Below are 18,964 nucleotides of genomic sequence, written 5' to 3'. Positions count from 1 at the left end.
TATCTCAAAAAATTCTAAGATTGAAAATGGTATATTCTTTAGACTATGATTTATATTTATGTATGACTGGAATATATATTATCATTCGACCCCAGCAGGAATCGAACCTGCAACTAGCCCTTAGGAGGGGCTCGTTATATCCATTTAACTATGAGGTCATCGGGGGCGCCCATTTTAATAAATTTAAAAAAATAATACCATTTAAATAATGAAAAATTTTGTATTATGTGTAAACATGATACAATTAAAAAATCAATAATCTGAATTTTGTTTAGTTGAAAATCCTATGAAAAAAAGAATAATTGGTATGCTGTTCTCTGTTATGGCGCTAACAAGTTGCGCTTCATATGATCCTGAAAGCAATTCATACAGTGATCCTTTATCTGGATTCAATAAAGCAATGTTTAATGTTAACTATTATGCATTAGATCCGTATGTTTTGCGTCCAGCAGCTGTCGTTTGGAAAGATTATGTACCAACACCACTTCGTAAAGGTGTCGTGAACTTTTCTTCTAACCTTTCTGAACCTGCTTCGATGGTGAATAATCTTTTACAAGGAAATGTCCACCAAGCCGGAAAACACTTAGCACGATTCTTTTTAAACACTGTTTTTGGTGTTGCAGGATTATTTGATGTTGCCAGTTTAGCTGACCCACAATTACAAAAAGGCAATAGGCATACTTTTGGTGATGTGCTTGGTCACTACGACGTACCGTATGGTCCATATGTGGTTTTACCTTTCTATGGTTCAGCAACGCTTAGAGAGGAAGGCGGTGCCTTAGTTGATACGCTTTATCCACCTTTAGCTTGGTTAAATTGGAAATGGGCATTAGTACGAGGCGTGTTCGACGGTATTGAGGCTCGTGCGGTGGCGATTGAATACGAAGATCTGATTAAAAACAGTGACGATCCTTATAACTTTATGCGTAATGCTTATTTCCAACGAAATGATTTTATTGCTTCTGGTGGTAAAGTCGATGAAAAGAAACAGCAACAACGTGAAGAAAGCATCAATAGTTTTATTAATGATATCGATTCACAATAACTTGTTTTATCATGATTTGTAGATAAAAAAAACCGCTGCTTCAATAGCGGTTTTTTATTTGCCTTTCATTTCAGGTAAATTGTGCCAAAACCGTTTTGGCATCTGTTGACGTTGTAATTTAGGATTTTCTCTTTCTTTGATAGATAAAGCATTAAAGTAACGATGCCATAGGGTTTGAAATAGTTGTTCATCTTTCGTTAAAAACCGTTGATTGACTTTGTTATCTACGATCAACTCCTCATGATCAACAAGTGAAATTTTTTCAAGTCTTTCGAGATCATAAAAGTAGCCATATTTACGTTTTTCATCATAAATCGCCCATTTCTGATCGGCATAACGATCTTTAAAAAAATCTAAGACTAAAGGCAATGCGTTATAGATAGGAGCAATAACCGAAAAATAGATCTTTTCATTTTGTCCGTCATTTGTGTTATCAATTGGGTTTTCAATAGTATTGAAACGAACAAATTGCATTAAATGATGCCGTTCCCGACTTACTTTTTTAGCAATGTCGTGAACAATTAGTACATCAGGATCACCAAAATCCGTTTCAATAGGATGCTTTGATTTGAAAACTTTACAGATATAACGAAAAATAATGAAATCACTTTCTGGTAATTCAGAAAGCCAAACATACTTTAATTGATTAAGCGCAACGTGAGATAACTTTTTGTTCAAAGCTACTTGAACCCGTTCATATTTACTATTACGTACTTCCACATGATGCGTATCGGATACTAACAAAGGCACAAGATCATTATGCGCCAACAAACAATCGGGCATCTTTTTTTGCTCAAACGCATCAAACACTGCGCATAGCAATCCTTCAAAACTTTTATCATATTGAAAAGCTAACATGATTTACCAACCCATCACTAATTGCTGAGGAATATTATCATTTTTGACTTCAAGCAACGGTTTTTCTTGCAAAGAAAGGCGAATATACTGCTCGGATGAGTCTAATAATTTAAATTTTCGCATTTCATGGCAAATAATAAAAAATTGGGCTCTTTTTAGAACAACGCCTATTCGTTTTAAGGCTTCTAAATTTAATTTACGATGTCGCCTTGCTAAAACAATTAATTTTGCCGATTTAACACCAATACCCGGTACCCGTAAAATTTTTTGATAACTATCACGGTTTATATCTACCGGAAAGAATTGGGGATTTCGAATAGCCCACGCCAGTTTAGGATCAACAGTTAAATCAAGATCAGGATATTGATCATTGACAATTTCGTCGACACTAAAATCGTAGAATCGTAATAACCAATCAGCTTGATAAAGGCGATTTTCTCGTACTCTTGGTACTTCTTGCAATACGGGTAATCTTTTATCATAACCATTAACAGGAATAAACCCTGAATAATAAACACGCTTCATGCTTGGTCGTTTATAGAGTTTAGCCGTTAGTTGTAAAATCTGGCTGTCAGTCTCATCTGTCGCCCCAATAATGACTTGAGTGCTCTGCCCTGCTGGTACAAATTTTGGCGTAGATTTAATTTTTTTTCGATCTTCTATGTTTTCAAGTAAGTTTTGATGAATATGGCGCATTGGTTGATAAATGCTTTGATGATCTTTATCGGGCGCTAATAACTTTAGATTTTTTTCTGTCGGGATCTCTAAGTTAACACTCATTCGATCAACCAACAAACCAGCCTGAACAATAAGATCATTACTGGCACCAGGAATGGCTTTCATGTGGATATAGCCATTAAATCCATGTTCATTACGTAATATTTTTACCACTCTAATCATTTTTTCCATCGTATGATCAGGGCTTCTGACAATGCCAGAACTTAAGAAAAGTCCTTCAATATAGTTACGACGATAAAATTCAATGGTTAAATCAGCTAATTCTTTAGGCGTAAATCCAGCTCTGGGAATATCATTGCTTTGGCGATTTATACAATAAGCACAATCAAACATGCAATAGTTGGTTAACATGATTTTAAGCAAAGAGACACAACGCCCATCAGCAGTGAATGAATGACATATTCCACAACGATGCGCACTGCCAATCCCTTTATTTTTATTAGTTCGAGATGAGCCACTTGAAGCACAAGAAATATCATACTTTGCTGATTCAGCTAATATTTCAAGCTTTGATATCATCTTTTCATTCATTGCTAACCCCTTATACTGTATAAACAAACAGTATTATACTAATCACTTTTTAATTAGCAAGTAAATAAACAATCAGAAAAGTGTAATTTTAGGTACTTAACAAAGTATGAGGTTTATTGTTAATAAAACATAATAATTAATATAATTTAAAGGATAATTGATATATTTTTTACTTTCGAAATTACTCGATTTAATATTATAAATAAAATAGCTTCGTTAGGTATTGTTCAGCTTACAAGTGTACGCTATAATCACATCAATTTTTCTTATGAAGCCAGTTAATTTAGGAGCAGAATATTACATGAAACGAGTTGTTATTACCGGATTAGGTATTCTTTCGAGTATTGGGAACAATACTAAAGAGGTTTTAGAATCATTAAAAGTGGGTCGTAGTGGAATCACTTTTTCTCAAGAAATGAAAGATAGCGGAATGCGAAGCCATGTTTGCGGTAATGTTAAATTAGATACTACTGGACTTATCGATCGCAAAATCGTGCGCTTTATGAATGATGCTTCTATCTATGGTTATCTTGCTCTACAACAAGCTATTGACGATGCAAAATTGACTCCTGAACAAGTCTCAAATCCTCGAACTGGTTTAATTGCGGGCTATGGTGGTTCAACCAAAACTCAATATAACGTCGTTGCAGGTATGAAAGAAAAGGGATTACGTGGCGTAGGGCCTTATGCTGTGACAAAATCAATGTCATCAGCAATTTCAGCTTGTTTAGCAACACCATTTAAAATCAAAGGGATTAGCTATTCTATGACGTCAGCTTGTGCAACGTCTGTACATTGTATTGGTCATGCTGCTGAGCTGATTCAACTCGGTAAACAAGATATTGTTTTTGCCGGTGGTGGTGAAGAACTTTGTTGGGAAATGTCATGTGAATTTGATGCAATGGGTGCGTTATCAACTAAATACAATGATACACCTGAAAAAGCATCTCGTGCTTATGATGCCAACCGTGATGGATTTGTGATTGCCGGCGGTGCTGGTATGGTTGTAGTTGAAGAGTTAGAGCATGCACTTGCTCGTGGTGCCCATATCTATGGTGAACTGGTTGGTTATGCTGCTACATCTGACGGTTATGACATGGTAGCCCCATCTGGTGAAGGTGCAATGCGTTGTATGCAACTTGCGATCCAAGATTTAGATGTGCCTGTAGATTATATCAATACACACGGTACATCAACTCCTGTTGGTGACGTTAAAGAGCTATGGGCTATCAAGCAAGTATTTGGTGATAATATCCCGGCGATTTCATCCACTAAATCAATGACGGGTCACTCGTTAAGTGCGACAGGTGCACAAGAATTAATTTATTCATTATTAATGTTAGAACATGGCTTTATCACGCCAAGTATTAACATTGATGAACTGGATGAAGCCGCTATTGGCATGAACATTATCACTGAACCAACCGAGCGTGAATTAACGACAGTCATGTCGAATAGCTTTGGATTTGGTGGGACTAATGCTTCAATTGTCATGAAAAAATATAAAGCTTAGTCTAGTGTTTTAGTTAAATAAAACCGTTCTCTTTGGAACGGTTTTTTTATTCACGTTCAAAAATATCGCAAACATTCATTTTATAAACATCCTATTTTTCATTGGTTAACTAATTAATGCGTTACGTTAACCTGACTTATTTTTGAATCACATAGTAATCAATAAATTTCGCAGATATTTTTATCTTTTTTACAATACGATGATTTTTAAAGAAAAAATTTTACTTTTCCGATTAGGTTAATCGTATAGATTTCTTCTTAATTATTCTGACTACTTTTATTTCACTTGTTAAATCAAACCTTATGGCAACCATATTAATGGATTGAATAGCAATAACAAAAAGCAGAGCATTGCTCCACTTTTTTAACGTGTTATTTTTTGAATGAATAGCGTTAAAATTGCCGATGCAATCAGTGATAGCACCATAAATAAAAAACCACTTTGGTATCCACCATCTGATTTTTCAATTAAAAAACCGATGATAAAGGGTGAAATAATTCCGGCAACTTGTCCGCCAAAATTAACGATACTGGAAGCTTTACCCATAATGACAGTTGGAATAAGTTGCATTAACATTCCCCAAAAAATAGCAAAGGCAATAAACATAAACAACGCTGAAATACATTGAAAAGCAATGGCTGCATCAAGATTTTCAACGTTAAACATAAGAAATAAAAAACTAGCAGATAAGATTGCGGTAACGCCATAAATAATTTTGAGTCGTTGTACAAATTTATCGGCAAGATAGCCACCGATCAAGGTACCTACTGCACCAAATAAAAATGGGATAGCGGCCCATATCCCAGTCTTAGATAACGATAATCCTCTTGCTTCCAGTAAATAACTGGGTAACCAAGTCGTAAATCCCCAAAAAGTAATATCAAATAAAAACCAAATTAGCGACAGCTTCCATAATAAAGGCATTTTCAACACATCCGCTAGCGACTGGCTATTATTGCGCAAATTGACGTTATGATTAGGGGGATTAAAATTGTCATTGCATTCTTGTAGTTCATGCAGTTCTTCAGGCTTGATTAAGGGATTTTCAGCAGGATGATTCTGTATCAAACGGTAGATAAGATAACCTAATACTAATCCGGGCAGGCTCAACAGAATGAAAACGGCACGCCAACCTAACCATTCGATAATTGTCACCGCAACGATGACCGAAATAGCAGGCCCTAATGTATTGACAGAAGATTGAATCGCAGTGGCTCGACCTCGTTCTTTAGTAGGAAAATAAGTGGCAATGGTTTTCCATGATGAAGCAGGAAACCCGCCTTCTCCTAGACCAAACAGAAATCTGACTAATAACATTAAAGGCAGAATATAGATTAGACCTGTGAAAAAAGTAAAAACTGACCACCAAACGATGGCGAATGCCATGACTTTACGGGATCCAAATCTATCGGATAAATACCCGCCCGGTATTTGAAAAAGGGCATAACCAATAAAAAAAGCACTGATAATTGATGCTTGTTCTATTTTATCCAACCCTAAATCATCACCAATAAAGGGAAGCGATACATTCATCACCATTCGATCGAGAAATGATACTAACCAAGCAGACCATAATAACAACAGGACACTATAACGACCTTTCCACTTTTTAGGATGATATCCCGATGTCGGCTCTTTATTTGTTAAGATACTCATAGAATTTCCTTAAGTATAATTAGGCTATTGTCCTCCATCACTCAAATCAATGAGCAACGAATCACAACGCTTTTAGACGCTAATTTGATAATCTGCTTTTATTGCAACCAATAACAACTAACTTACTTTTCGATATAAATGGTGTATCTAATACTTTTAATAGTTATAAGATCAGCTCACCTTAGTGAGCTTTATAACGATGACGATATATTACGAATTTTGATAAATGTTCCAGGCAGCTTGAAGACCAGCACCTTGTATGGTTTTAAAGCCAAGACGGTTTAACACGGCTTCAAATGCGGTCAAGGTTTGTAAAACACACTGTTTTCTGGCGTTATATCCCATTGTGCCAATGCGCCAAACATTCCCTTTAAGTGGGCCAAAAGATGCCCCTATTTCGATACCGAAATCATTCAGCATTAGGTTACGAACTTGTTGGTCGTCGATATTTTCAGGACGCATAACCCCAACCACATTATTCATTTTGTATTTAAGATCGCCAAAAAGTTTAAGCCCCATCGCTTGCAAACCTGCGACCATTGCCTCGCCATTAATACGATGACGTTCAATAACATTATCTAGTCCTTCTTGTAACACAATACGGGCACACTCTCTTGCAGCGTAAAGCATCGAAGTTGCTTCTGTGTGATGATTAATGCGTTCCGCCCCCCAATAGCGGATGATCATATCGATGTCAAAATAGTTAGAATAGATGATTTCGTCATTGCCACTGGTATCACCCTCTGCACGAATGCCTAATTCAACGCATTTGCGAGCTTGAATAACGTCGACCATCGCAGGACTTAAGGTTAATGGTGCAACACCTGGTGGGCCACTTAAACATTTTTGTAAACTGACTGATACCCCATCGAGTTGCCATTTATCCACTTCCAAAGTATTACCGACGATTGAAGCAGTCGCATCAACATACGACAACACACCATGTCGGCGACAAATTTCACCGATTTTATCAAGCGGTTGAAGTAACGTTGTCGAAGTATCGCCCTGAACACAAAGTAATAATCTCGGTTTCACTTTTTTGATCGCATCTTCAATCACATTAGGATCAAACACTTCACCCCATGGTACTTCAATCGTGTGGACTTGTGCCCGACAACGATGGGCAATCTCGCATAGCAATAATCCAAACCGACCAAAAACCGGTACCAAAACTTTATCACCCGGACGAATAGTTGAGATTAAGACCGCTTCAATTCCTGCTCGTGCTGTGCCATCAATCACAAAAGTTTGCTCATTGGTGGTTTTGAAAATATCTCGATACAGTGCCATTGTTTGATTCATATAATCCGTCATAACTGGATCAAATTGACCAATTAATGGCGCAGCCATAGCACGGGTCACTCTTGGATCGGCATTAATTGGCCCCGGTCCCATGAGTAAACGCATCGGCGGATTAATTTGATCATACTTATCTAGGTCTAACATATTATTTTTCCTTTATTAATATCAAATTTGTTAATTAACAATGTCTACTTTAAGAACGAATTGGATTACCTTTTTTTATCAATATTTTTTAAAAAACGAAGTGCAATAGGATGATGATATTTAAACAAATTGACGATTTCATTCATCACTTTACCCATATTCGATTTTTTCCATGCTAACGAAAGTGGTGAGGGTTTGCGTTCATTAATCACTTTGCATTCAATTAATTCCCCCGTCTCCAAATAGGGTTGACACAAAGAGCGAGGCAAAAATCCAATACCAAGCCCTTTTAAATGACAAGCCAATTTAGTTGAAATATCCGGTACGATGATTTCTGTCTGACTTGGCAATAACCATGCCACACGTTTATTCATGTGAATAGAGGTGTCTTCAACATTGATTGCAGGATATTTACGCAGTGCATCATTTGATAAAGGAGTATCTATACGAGTGATAGGATGATGCTTAGCAGCTACAAATGCCCAAGTTATTTCGCCTAATGGAAAGATATTAATCATATTATCCAGTGATTCCGTGCCTGTTGCCCCAATAGCAAGATGACATTCTCCATGTAACAATGAATCCCACACCCCCATATAAACTTGGCGATTAATCGTAAAATGGGTAAAAGGAAATTTTTCCAGTAGATAATCTAGCAGTTCTGTAATAGCGTCGCTGTCATATAATAGGTTATTAATGGTTAAATTGACTCTACGTTCAACGCCATCACGAATTTGTTGTAACTCTTCGGGCATTGAATTTAACCATAATAACCACTGACTACAATGCTCATAAAGGTGTTGACCGGCAAGCGTAAGTGAAACGGTTCGAGTGGTTCGTTCAAATAGCTGAGTGTTGAGTTCAGCTTCTAATGATTTTATTCGATAGCTAATTGCGGCTGGGGTTTTATATAATAACTTTGCGGCTTTAGAAAAACTGTTACACTCAACAACTTTAGTAAATGTGCGCATGGTTTCTGTATCTAACATACTTCAATCCCTTATGACAAAACGATCGATACCAAGCCAAATACCAAGCAACAGATCAGCCCCTGAAGTATGACCATAATTTGATATCTCAGCCAAAGATCGATGTTGATATTTTTGTTGATTGAGTGCGGTTATAACTTGCAGTACTTGTAATGAAAATCTTCCTTGCAGGGCATGACGTAAAAAAGTCGCACTAATAGTTGTCGTTAAAGAATCAAGATCAAGCTTAAGTATGGCACGTTGTAACAAGTTACATCGACGATAAAAACGCTGATCACTTAATAGTACTGCAATCATGCCAATCAAAATATCATCAAAGCTGGGGGTTAATCCTGCTCCTAGACCAATAAAAGGGGTAATATCATCAGAATATCCATTTAATAATGCGTCAATTATGTCACAAAATTGGCACAATTCAGGCGCCCTTTCTTCAGTAATATTTTGTCTTAACTCGCCAAACAATCCTGTAGGATTATCGATCTGCTTGAATAATTGAGCAACTCCATTTTTATCATAATTGGTAAGCGGATAAGGAAGTAATTGCAAAGAGCAGATGTGTGTTTTCGCACTAATTTGAATATGTCCGATAATTAAGTCACCCGTTGCTAATTGTTCGATTGGTTTATGACGTTGAGTTAGTGTCTGTTTGATCAAATCAAACTGAGCACTTTTTAGTACCCAACCCATTGGCGACAAACCGTGACCATAACGGTGTAAAGTGATAAGTTGCTTTGCATTATTAATCAGATTAATGGTATGTTCATGCAGACTAAATAGTGTTAAATCACTCACAGTAAATGGTACATGGGCACTTTTAAGCAATGGCTTTATAGATTGCGTAATACGTTTTGATGTATGGCAAAGTCCCTGCCGATTAAAATCGGCAGAGAATGGTGAGAGCCATTGCTGATTTTCAGCTTGTTTATCGGTACGATGACAATCTGCAAGTTCCTGATTCATAAATTAGACTTTCAATTTTATCGCTAATGCCTCAAGCGCTTTTTCAAAACAGGCTAACGGCGCACGCACCGTTCCTGCACCAATTTGACCCACACCTGCTTGTTTATGGGCAATTCCTGTATTAATTAAGGGCGTAATACCGGTTTCTACAATCAGACGCAGATCTAATCCCATACAACATCCTTGAAAGTTCCAAGACGGTATTTGTAGTTGCATATTATGTTCTAAAAAGATTTCGCTCATCTCTTCTGATACTTCATATGCAACATCCGCGCCACCTGCGCCAACAAAACGAGTTACCCCTGGTGCAGCAACCATTGCCGCCCCACCAATACCAAATGTTTCCGTAATTGCACTATCACCGATATCGGGGTTCGCATCCTTTTGGGAGTATCCGGTAAAGAAAAGTCCTTGTGGTGTGTTAACGGGTGCAGTAAACCATTCATCACCCAGTCCACTGACTTTAATGCCAAAATCTTTACCATTACGTGTCATCGCAGTAATAATGGTGCCGGCTTGGATCTGTGCTGCGCTATCCATAACTGATTTACAATATGCCATGGCTAAATTCAAAAAGAATTGGTCGGTGACACTTAAAAAATCAAAAATCTTCGCCATTTCTTCTTTACTACGATTAAGCAGAGCTAATTTAGGTGATAAGGTACGAAGTAATAATGCCGATGCAGCAATATTGCGTTGATGAAACTCATCACCCATTGAAATGGCTTGAGCCATCAGCGCGGTTAAGTCGATTCCTTTTTCAAATAATTTTAATGCTTCATTAAGCGCCGGCGCTAATGACGTTTTCATCCAGTGATGACGATTTAACACCTCTTGCCCATAGGCACCAAAACGCATGACTTTTCCAATACCTTCATTCAAATTGCAGTAAGCTCGGTTGCCATGAGTAATATTTTCAACCACAACAACAGGCATATTTGCCGAAGTAATCCCACCCATAGGGCCAACAGCATGAACCGAATGACAAGGTATAAATTCCACTTTACCTGTCGTTAGCAAAGCTAGTGCCTGTTCTTCATTTTGCGCCCAGCCTTCAAATAAACAGGCACCAATGCAGGCACCTTGCATTGGTCCGGTCATGTCCTGCCATTTAATCGGTGGGCCTGCATGTAATAATTTGTAACCTTGTGCCAAAGTCGGGATCGCTTCTTTAGCAGCAATAACACCAACCCAATGCGGTCTTGCCGCTTTAATTATTTCAATAATGGCCTGATTTGCTTCATTAATTGATGAGTTCATTGTTACAACCTCTTAGTTTAATTTTTTCAAAATAGCCGCTAATTTTTGATTGCCACCAGCTATCGGTGCCCATTGATAATGCACCACAGGAATATTTGATGATTGCAGATCTTCAGCAAAACTCCGCAAACCGGCATTAATCACACTGATATGCTCAAGTAAAGGGTAAGGTTTTAAGCAATCAATTTTAATTGCTGGCGTAATTAATTTTGTGGCTAATAAAATGGCTTCGGGTAAATTATCCATTACGGTAATACCTGCCGATTGAAGTGCTGCAATTTGCTTACTACGACATTGTGGATCGGATTCAGATCCTGTCACCGTGGCAATAGCAATTAAGGGATGATGAGAAGATCGTTTAGCGATAGCCTTGTTGTAACCTGAGATTATTGATTCAGCCGGATTCGCATTTGCGCCATAACCTATGACCAGATCAAGCAACAATACCCCCATCCCTGTTTGCTCGCCCAATTGTGCTATTGCATGTTCACGTATGGATGGGTCAATCATGGGATGTGGGCGTCCAACGGTATAAAAGTCATCGCCCAGATCGATAATTTTATGACCTTGCTGATCGAACATGATGCCTTTGTCGTGGTTATCACTGAGCAAAAGATTGAGTTGATTAGCCAGCAACATTGCGGCTTCCGATGCTAATGTACCACCGGTATATAATCCCATAATGGTTTGATGATCCACACTAGGCAACGTGCTCATCGCACTTTCAACTTTGGCTAATAAACAAGCTAATCTAGCTGCTTCATCTAACGTGCTGGCAAAAAAAATATTATCGTCTTGCCGTTTATCAATACGGGAACCTAAAAAGAGCGCCACAATAGGTTTAGCTATTTGCTTCATTGCATTAATCACTTTTATACGGACACTTTCAGCTGGCGGTTTGGAAATAAAAGTAATGACTTGCGTTTGCTTATCAGCCGCTAGCATAGTTAATGCGGTTAATGCGCTAATCCCCCCTACTGCTTGCGATAAATCACGTCCGCCAAGTCCAATTGCTTGTGTAATTCCCTGATTGAGTAATGCAATTTGTGAAATCACTTCTTGAATGCCGGTTCCCGATGCCCCAATCACCCCAATGTTACCCTTAGGTATCACGTTAGAAAATGCCAATGGCGCCCCAGCGATGATTGCCGTTCCACAATCCGGCCCCATGACAATAAGATCTTTTGCTGCTGCGCTTTTTTTCAAACGGATTTCATCTTCAAGCGACACATTATCGGAAAATATCATGACATTTTTATTTTCATTTAATGCTTGTTCTGCCAATTCTGCCGCATATTCACCGGCAATTGAAATAAGCACCAAATTAGCATCAGGGAGTTTTCGATTAGCGGTTGCAAAACGCCTTGCTTTAAGTAATTTACTGCCCCCTTGCTGTTGCTGAGCAATATTTTTTAAAGCCTCTTCAAGTTGTGAACGAATTAAATCTATGGCATCGCTAGCATCATCATGCGTTTTAATTGCTACACAGATATCATTAGGCGTTGCTTGATTGAAAGTATCACTCCAAAATCCCGTGGCGACAAGCAATGATTTATTGGCTGGTGTTCCCATCATAACGGAAACTTCATCGACTTCTTCAAGGTTACTCAGCTTTTTAGATATCAACATGAGGCTAACAGAATCCTGAAAACTACCTTTTTTTATGAAAGATTGAATCATGAGAATTGGACCTCTCAGTTATTAAATTATTGTAATAAATGCTGTAATGGTAATTGGAAATAAATAGATATGCGCTTGCTAGATGTTAAAAGACATTTTCATTGACGCGATAAATTATCCTACTCAGTCATACCCTACTATCCGCTTTGAATCTTTTTTACAACAACAATATTGCGTTAACCTATTAAATCTAACTATCAGACTATATTTATATATTACGTAAAAAAAGCGGAATAAATAGGTCATAAGTCACAAAACAATCATCTACATCATTAAATAAATATGAATATAATCATGAAGATAAATTATTATTAAAAAATTTTTTATAATAATAACCCATTAATTTAATTAAATTTTATAAATCTAAAATAGTTAGTTTGATCACATTATTCTCTGCTATTAATAGATAGTCTAAACGGCAAATAAACAATTATCGAATCTGTTCAAGATTTAAAAACCTAATTAAAAACGGGTAGTTAAAAAAAGTTAAAGCAATTTTTCTAAACGAATGGTTAATGACAGGTAAACGCTTATGAATATCTTGTATGATGATGTGGCTAATGCAGTTAAATGGATATCAAGTTTTGGCGGGCTTGAGCAAGGCGGAACCACCCGACTGCTATATACACCAGAATGGCTGGCCGCCCAAAATGCCTTAAAAGACAGAATGACGCAAATCGGTATGGAAAGCGACTTTGATGAAATAGGCAATCTTTATGGACGATTCAAAGGTAGCAAATATCCGGATGAAGTCATTATGTCTGGGTCGCATGTTGATACCGTTATTAACGGTGGCAAACTTGATGGGCAACTTGGTATTATTGCTGCGTTACTTGCCATGCAATACTTACATCAACATTATGGTCAACCGTTACGAACTCTAGAACTCATCTCAATAGCAGAAGAAGAAGGTAGCCGTTTTCCGTATGTTTTTTGGGGAAGTAAAAATGTGTTTGCCATTGCCGATCATCGTGATGTTAATGACATTGAAGATAGTGACGGAATCAAATTTGTTGATGCCATGAAAGCATGTGGATTTAATTTCAAAACTCAGCCTGCACGCAACGACATTAAAGCTTTTCTAGAAATTCATATCGAACAAGGTGGCGTGCTTGAAAAAGAACAAAAAAGTATCGGTGTGGTGACAAGCATAGTTGGTCAGCGCCGTTATAACATCCGCTTAATTGGCGAAGCTAACCATGCCGGCACAACACCAATGGGTTATCGTAAAGACGCAGTTTATGCCTTTAGTCAAATCTGTTATCAATCAATTAATAAAGCCTTAAAAGTGGGTGATCCCTTAGTCCTGACTTTTGGGCACGTTGAACCTAAACCGAATGTTGTAAACGTCGTGCCGGGTGAAGTGCTATTCACGATGGATTGTCGACATACCAATAAAGCGGAACTCGTCGCCTTCACCGAAGAGATTGAAGCGGATATGATTCGCATCGCCCATCAACTTAATCTTGAGATCGAAATCAATCGCTGGATGGATGAAGATCCCATTCCTATGAACACTAAATTAATTGATCTGCTAGAAGAAATTTGTGATCAAGAAGGATTAAGTTATCGGGTAATGCATAGCGGTGCAGGCCATGACTCACAGATTTTCGCGCCTCGTGTTCCAACAGCAATGCTATTTGTGCCGAGTATAAAAGGCATTAGTCACAATATTGCCGAAGATACCAAAACCGAAGATTTAGTTGAAGGCATTAAAGCGCTCACTTATGCCCTATATAAACTAGCTTATCAAGAGTAAGAGGAATCAATATGACCACGACAGAAAAAACAGGCGGTATTCAATATTGGCATAAAATCGTCGTATTATTATGTCTGGGTTGGACAGTGATGTGGATCTATCGCCCTGTGCTAACCGCTATCTTTCCTGAAGTTCAACAAACTATAGGCCCTCAATCCAATACGGAACTTGGACTTATTGCAAGTTGCTATTTTTTTGCTTACACCGCAATGCAAATTCCGGCTGGCATTCTTGTCGATCGATTCGGTAAAAAAGCCGTGGTGATTCCGGGATTTTTACTCTTTACCATAGCGGCATTAATCATTGGTAATGCACATTCAATTATGATGATTTATGTCGGTAGCTTATTGGCTGGATTAGGATGTGGCTCTTATTATGGATCAGCTTGGTCGCTTTCTGCTGAAAACATTCCTTCGCAACATCGCGGTTTTGCTTCTGCCATTATTAATACTGGTTCAGCATTAGGAATGGGGATCAGTCTGCTTGCCACCAGCTTTTTGGTCAAATCATGGGGAATGCCTTGGGAGTATATGCTATATATCATTGCAGCCTTATTACTTTGTTTAGTGGCAGGGTTTGCCCTGATTATTAAGGAAACGCCAAAACAAAAACAAAATCAAAGTCAATCATCGTCAGCAAAAGAAGCGGTCACATCCGCTGACGAACCGAACGCCAAACACCGATTTTTTAGTAGTCAAATGGTGGCTTCTTATATTATGTATTTTGCAACCTGCTATGGGTATTACATGATAGTTAGTTGGTTACCTAACTTTCTCGAAACCGAGCGTGGCTTTACGGGTGGAAACATTGGATCTGCATCGTCTTTGGTTGCCTTTGCTGCCATACCCGGGGCGTTAATCATCAGTAAAATATCAGATAAATACCAAAATAAACGGCTGTTTTTCATTATTGTACTTGAGTTAATTGCAGCAGCGACCCTGTTAACGACCGTACAAGCAACAACCATTACGTTATTGCTAGGTGGGCTCATTTTTTATGGACTGTTTGGTAAATTGGCGGTAGAGCCTATCCTCATCTCACACGTGGCTGATACAGCACCGAAAACAAATTATGGCACTTCGTTTGGGGTATTTAACTTTTTTGGTATGAGCTCATCGGTAATTGCACCGCCATTAACCGGTTATTTAGCTGATTTAACCGGAACAAAAATGACAGGATTTTACGTTGCAATTGGCATTTTAATTATCGCTACCTTGCTCTTTTTCCTGATCAACATGCGTAAACATATCACCAATTAACAAATCAATCATTGCCGATCCATTGCGGTAGTCGGCAATAACTATATTGCTTTAAAACGATGCTGTTTTACAGGCTAGTTGCCTTTTACCCTAAAAAAACGAACAGCAAAGTATAAGATTATTATTTTTCAAGGAGATAAATATGGGGTACTTCAATCACAATACCGGTTATCCAAAAGATTTGCTGGCTTCCAGAGCCATCATCAAACGCCAAAATTATGCGCTTATTCCGCCTGATGGATTAGTCAAAAATGTCATTCCGGGATTCGAAAATTGTGATATCACTATCTTATCGACACCTAAGTTAGGTGCATCCTTCGTAGATTATCTTGTCACCATGCATCAAGATGCAAAAAATGTACAAGGTTTTGGCAGTGAAGGGATTGAACTTTTTGTTTATGTCATTAGTGGAGATATTACCGCCACCGCAGATAGTCAATCGTTTAGATTAAAGACTGGTGGCTATTTATATTGTCCTGCTGGGGTAAAATTATATCTACACAATCATGCCGAAAGTTCACGATTATTTCTCTACAAAAGACGTTATATCCCCTTAGCAGATTATCAAACTCGCATTATTTCCAATCACGTTCAGCAGTTAGAAAGCTTAAATTATGAAAATATGGATAACGTATTTATCCAAGACTTATTACCTAAAGAACTTGGATTTGATATGAATTTCCATATTTTAACCTTCAATCCCGGCGCCAGTCATGGTTACATTGAAACCCATGTCCAAGAACATGGTGCTTATCTGCTAAGTGGTGAAGGGATGTACCTACTTGATAATGAATGGATCCCCGTTAAAAAAGATGACTATATTTTTATGGGTGCCTATGCCTTACAAGCCTGTTATGCCGTTGGTAAAGTGCCTTTAAGTTATATCTATTCTAAAGATTGTCATCGAGACGTTGCTATCTAATCAATCGATAATAAGACAACGTAAACTTAAAAACGGATAAATCCAATAACTTTAACAAATGATCAAGGAAACCATATGGAACTGATTGTCATTGCTTTAGGTGGTAATGCAATTGCCAAACGTAATGAACCTTTATCGGTTGAGAATCAATATCAAAATATTCATTCTACAACCAAATTAATTGCTAAATTAGCAGGTAAATATCGATTAGTCATTGTACATGGTAATGGTCCGCAAGTGGGACTTTTAGCCTTGCAAAATGCAGCTTATTCAAAGGTACCGGCTTATCCGCTTGATATATTAGTTGCGCAAACTCAAGGCATGCTAGGATATATGATAGGTCAAAGTTTACAGCAACAACCTAATGTTACCCAGGTGGTCACGTTACTTACGCAAGTGGAAGTTGATAAATCTGATCCTTCGTTTACTCACCCGACAAAATTTATCGGGCCGGTCTATCCACCCGAACAACAAAATCAACTCAAACAACAATATGGTTGGATATTTAAACAAGACGGTCAATACATTCGACGGGTAGTCCCCTCCCCTAAACCAAAAAAAATTTTGGAAATTGCAACCATTCAAAAATTGCTGAATAACAATACTATCGTGATCTGTAATGGGGGTGGTGGTATTCCTGTTATCAGCATTGATCATGGCTACCAAGGAGTGGAAGCGGTCATTGATAAAGATCTGTCTGCTGCGCAATTAGCCATACAGCTACAAGCTGATCACCTAATGATATTAACCGATGCTAATGCCGTTTATGAAAACTGGGGGACACCACAACAAAAAGCACTTGATCATGTTGATACTGAACGCCTAAAACCGCTTGCTATCGATGATGGTGCTATTGGCCCTAAAGTCAAATCCGTCATTGAATTTGTCGAAAAAACAGGGAATACAGCTTATATCGGTACCCTAACAGATATTGAATCCTTATTAAAAGGTCAAAAAGGTACCGTAATAAAAAAGCATTCCGTGAATAAATAGAATCCATTCAGAGGAGTACAAACATGAGAGTAGACCGAAAAACATTACATAATTTAATTGCGAAAAAACTACATAAAGCAGGATTAAGCAAAGAACATGCTGATATTGCTGCCGATGCACTAGCCTTTGCTGATGCAAGGGGAATACACTCACATGGAGCGGTAAGAGTTGAATACTATTCTGAGCGGATAGCCAAAGGCGGCATGACCACAAATCCCAATATGACCTATAAAGAAACCGGGCCAGCTAGTGCGATTCTCGATTTTGATAATGGATGTGGTTTGGTTGGCGCAAAAATTGGTATGGATAAAGCGATTGAACTAGCCCAAAAAAATGGCGTTGCCGTTGTCGGTATTCGACGCATGTCACACAGTGGTTCATTATGTTATTTTACCGAAATGGCAGCCGCTCATAATCTTATTGCTATCTCAATGTGTCAATCTGATCCGATGGCGGTACCTTTTGGCGGTGCCGAAGAATTTTTTGGCACTAATCCTATCGCCTTTGCCGCCCCTTCTGCTGATGAAAGAGTCGTATCATTTGATATGGCAACGACTGTACAAGCTTGGGGTAAAGTATTGTATGCTCGCTCTAAAGGTGCAGCAATCCCCCCTACTTGGGCTGTTGATGAGCAAGGTGAAGCCACTACCGATCCTTATAAAGTCAATGCCTTATTACCTATTGCAGATGCAAAAGGATATGGATTAATGATGATGGTTGATGTGTTATCTGGAATTTTGCTTGGTGTACCATTTGGTAAAAACGTGTCTTCGATGTATGCCGATTTATCCAAAGGACGTGATCTAGGGCATTTACATATTGTCATTAACCCAGAATACTTTGTTGGGCTTGAAGTATTCAAAAAAAGCATGTCTGCGATGTTAGATCAATTGAAACAGGTAAAACCCGCAAAAGGCAATAGTGAAGTATTCTTCCCTGGTGAAAGAGGAAAAAAACGGGAAGCAGATTATATTAAAAATGGGATCGAAATCGTGGATGATATTTATCAATATTTGATTAGCGATGATGTTCACTATGATCGTTACGATCACAAAAATAAATTTGCAGAATAAAAAGGGTTAATCATTAAGAGTGATTACAAGCTAAAAATAACCTTTTATTGTTGCATCAAAATAGTTAATTATAGAATTTATTGATTTTGTTGATGATGTATCCCTGTGTATACAGGGAACTCGTCTTTAGCAAAGCGTTAATATTTTTTCTTGTTCTAAGCCTTGTTTTATTGATTCTTGTTCGCTTGCGTCCATCTTACTAACGTATGCATCACGTTTTGCTTCATCGCCGTCTTTTATATAACCCAAATAGTTTTCCGCATCATCGGTCATTTCACTGTT

15 protein-coding genes and 1 tRNA gene are annotated in these 18,964 nt (G+C 38.0%); 7 read left to right on the top strand and 9 right to left on the bottom strand.

Annotated features, from left to right (window positions below; genetic code table 11):
* Window positions 1-86: 86 nt before the first annotated feature.
* A tRNA-Arg gene (locus ACGH46_RS05910) sits at window positions 87-158 on the bottom strand.
* A gap of 128 nt (window positions 159-286) precedes the next feature.
* Between ACGH46_RS05910 and ACGH46_RS05905 the strand changes: the two genes are divergently transcribed.
* Entirely contained in the window at window positions 287-1,045 is a 759-nt protein-coding gene (locus ACGH46_RS05905; RefSeq protein WP_267360146.1) for an MlaA family lipoprotein, read from the top strand.
* Between the two features lie 54 nt (window positions 1,046-1,099).
* Here ACGH46_RS05905 and ACGH46_RS05900 read toward each other — a convergent pair whose 3' ends face one another.
* On the bottom strand, window positions 1,100-1,903 hold the full coding sequence (locus tag ACGH46_RS05900) for a TIGR03915 family putative DNA repair protein (RefSeq protein ID WP_411604720.1): 804 nt from the start codon (window positions 1,901-1,903) through the stop codon (window positions 1,100-1,102).
* A gap of 3 nt (window positions 1,904-1,906) precedes the next feature.
* A complete protein-coding gene (locus ACGH46_RS05895; protein WP_411598693.1) occupies window positions 1,907-3,172 on the bottom strand; it encodes a putative DNA modification/repair radical SAM protein in 1,266 nt (421 codons plus the stop codon).
* A gap of 301 nt (window positions 3,173-3,473) precedes the next feature.
* Between ACGH46_RS05895 and fabB the strand changes: the two genes are divergently transcribed.
* A complete protein-coding gene (gene fabB / locus ACGH46_RS05890) occupies window positions 3,474-4,685 on the top strand; it encodes a beta-ketoacyl-ACP synthase I (protein WP_065559433.1) in 1,212 nt (403 codons plus the stop codon).
* Between the two features lie 363 nt (window positions 4,686-5,048).
* Here fabB and ACGH46_RS05885 read toward each other — a convergent pair whose 3' ends face one another.
* From ACGH46_RS05885 to fdrA, 6 genes are all read right to left on the bottom strand, one after another.
* Window positions 5,049-6,341: an MFS transporter gene (locus tag ACGH46_RS05885; protein WP_267380468.1), complete on the bottom strand. Its 1,293-nt coding sequence runs from the start codon at window positions 6,339-6,341 to the stop codon at window positions 5,049-5,051.
* 210 nt (window positions 6,342-6,551) lie between these two features.
* Window positions 6,552-7,787, bottom strand: coding sequence for a pyridoxal-phosphate-dependent aminotransferase family protein (locus ACGH46_RS05880; protein ID WP_411598695.1), 1,236 nt, complete (start codon window positions 7,785-7,787; stop codon window positions 6,552-6,554).
* A gap of 65 nt (window positions 7,788-7,852) precedes the next feature.
* The gene (allS, locus tag ACGH46_RS05875; protein WP_411604718.1) at window positions 7,853-8,776 is read right to left on the bottom strand and encodes an HTH-type transcriptional activator AllS; all 924 of its coding nucleotides are present in this window, start codon (window positions 8,774-8,776) and stop codon (window positions 7,853-7,855) included.
* A 3-nt stretch (window positions 8,777-8,779) separates the two neighbouring features.
* A complete protein-coding gene (locus tag ACGH46_RS05870) occupies window positions 8,780-9,736 on the bottom strand; it encodes a DUF2877 domain-containing protein (protein WP_411604716.1) in 957 nt (318 codons plus the stop codon).
* 3 nt (window positions 9,737-9,739) lie between these two features.
* Window positions 9,740-10,996 (bottom strand): DUF1116 domain-containing protein, encoded by a 1,257-nt coding sequence (locus ACGH46_RS05865; RefSeq protein ID WP_411604713.1) that lies wholly within the window; start codon window positions 10,994-10,996, stop codon window positions 9,740-9,742.
* Window positions 10,997-11,008: 12 nt separating this feature from the next.
* Entirely contained in the window at window positions 11,009-12,676 is a 1,668-nt protein-coding gene (gene fdrA / locus ACGH46_RS05860; RefSeq protein ID WP_411604710.1) for an acyl-CoA synthetase FdrA, read from the bottom strand.
* Window positions 12,677-13,208: 532 nt separating this feature from the next.
* Between fdrA and allC the strand changes: the two genes are divergently transcribed.
* The 5 genes from allC (at window position 13,209) to allD (ending at window position 18,682) form a co-directional block, all read left to right on the top strand.
* Window positions 13,209-14,435 (top strand): allantoate deiminase, encoded by a 1,227-nt coding sequence (gene allC, locus ACGH46_RS05855; protein ID WP_411604707.1) that lies wholly within the window; start codon window positions 13,209-13,211, stop codon window positions 14,433-14,435.
* 11 nt (window positions 14,436-14,446) lie between these two features.
* A complete protein-coding gene (locus tag ACGH46_RS05850) occupies window positions 14,447-15,694 on the top strand; it encodes an MFS transporter (protein WP_220216985.1) in 1,248 nt (415 codons plus the stop codon).
* A 142-nt stretch (window positions 15,695-15,836) separates the two neighbouring features.
* A complete protein-coding gene (gene allE, locus ACGH46_RS05845; protein ID WP_267380456.1) occupies window positions 15,837-16,616 on the top strand; it encodes a (S)-ureidoglycine aminohydrolase in 780 nt (259 codons plus the stop codon).
* Between the two features lie 75 nt (window positions 16,617-16,691).
* Window positions 16,692-17,609, top strand: coding sequence for a carbamate kinase (locus tag ACGH46_RS05840; protein WP_411604705.1), 918 nt, complete (start codon window positions 16,692-16,694; stop codon window positions 17,607-17,609).
* A 23-nt stretch (window positions 17,610-17,632) separates the two neighbouring features.
* The gene (allD, locus tag ACGH46_RS05835) at window positions 17,633-18,682 is read left to right on the top strand and encodes an ureidoglycolate dehydrogenase (protein ID WP_411604703.1); all 1,050 of its coding nucleotides are present in this window, start codon (window positions 17,633-17,635) and stop codon (window positions 18,680-18,682) included.
* The last annotated feature ends 282 nt before the right edge of the window (window positions 18,683-18,964 follow it).

The organism is Gilliamella sp. CG22 (assembly GCF_046635725.1).
Taxonomy (GTDB): domain Bacteria; phylum Pseudomonadota; class Gammaproteobacteria; order Enterobacterales; family Orbaceae; genus Gilliamella; species Gilliamella apicola_I.
Note: the sequence above shows the minus strand (reverse complement) of the source record. Positions and strands in the feature narration are given on the sequence as shown.

What these genes read in the sequence shown, in the direction of transcription:
- ACGH46_RS05880 (WP_411598695.1), bottom strand. Translation starts at nt 7,787, where the DNA reads ATGTTAGACCTAGATAAGTATGATCAAATTAATCCGCCGATGCGTTTA.
- fabB (WP_065559433.1), top strand. Translation starts at nt 3,474, where the DNA reads ATGAAACGAGTTGTTATTACCGGATTAGGTATTCTTTCGAGTATTGGG.
- allC (WP_411604707.1), top strand. Translation starts at nt 13,209, where the DNA reads ATGAATATCTTGTATGATGATGTGGCTAATGCAGTTAAATGGATATCA.
- ACGH46_RS05885 (WP_267380468.1), bottom strand. Translation starts at nt 6,341, where the DNA reads ATGAGTATCTTAACAAATAAAGAGCCGACATCGGGATATCATCCTAAA.
- allS (WP_411604718.1), bottom strand. Translation starts at nt 8,776, where the DNA reads ATGTTAGATACAGAAACCATGCGCACATTTACTAAAGTTGTTGAGTGT.
- ACGH46_RS05850 (WP_220216985.1), top strand. Translation starts at nt 14,447, where the DNA reads ATGACCACGACAGAAAAAACAGGCGGTATTCAATATTGGCATAAAATC.
- fdrA (WP_411604710.1), bottom strand. Translation starts at nt 12,676, where the DNA reads ATGATTCAATCTTTCATAAAAAAAGGTAGTTTTCAGGATTCTGTTAGC.
- allE (WP_267380456.1), top strand. Translation starts at nt 15,837, where the DNA reads ATGGGGTACTTCAATCACAATACCGGTTATCCAAAAGATTTGCTGGCT.
- ACGH46_RS05905 (WP_267360146.1), top strand. Translation starts at nt 287, where the DNA reads ATGAAAAAAAGAATAATTGGTATGCTGTTCTCTGTTATGGCGCTAACA.
- ACGH46_RS05865 (WP_411604713.1), bottom strand. Translation starts at nt 10,996, where the DNA reads ATGAACTCATCAATTAATGAAGCAAATCAGGCCATTATTGAAATAATT.
- allD (WP_411604703.1), top strand. Translation starts at nt 17,633, where the DNA reads ATGAGAGTAGACCGAAAAACATTACATAATTTAATTGCGAAAAAACTA.
- ACGH46_RS05900 (WP_411604720.1), bottom strand. Translation starts at nt 1,903, where the DNA reads ATGTTAGCTTTTCAATATGATAAAAGTTTTGAAGGATTGCTATGCGCA.
- ACGH46_RS05870 (WP_411604716.1), bottom strand. Translation starts at nt 9,736, where the DNA reads ATGAATCAGGAACTTGCAGATTGTCATCGTACCGATAAACAAGCTGAA.
- ACGH46_RS05895 (WP_411598693.1), bottom strand. Translation starts at nt 3,172, where the DNA reads ATGAATGAAAAGATGATATCAAAGCTTGAAATATTAGCTGAATCAGCA.
- ACGH46_RS05840 (WP_411604705.1), top strand. Translation starts at nt 16,692, where the DNA reads ATGGAACTGATTGTCATTGCTTTAGGTGGTAATGCAATTGCCAAACGT.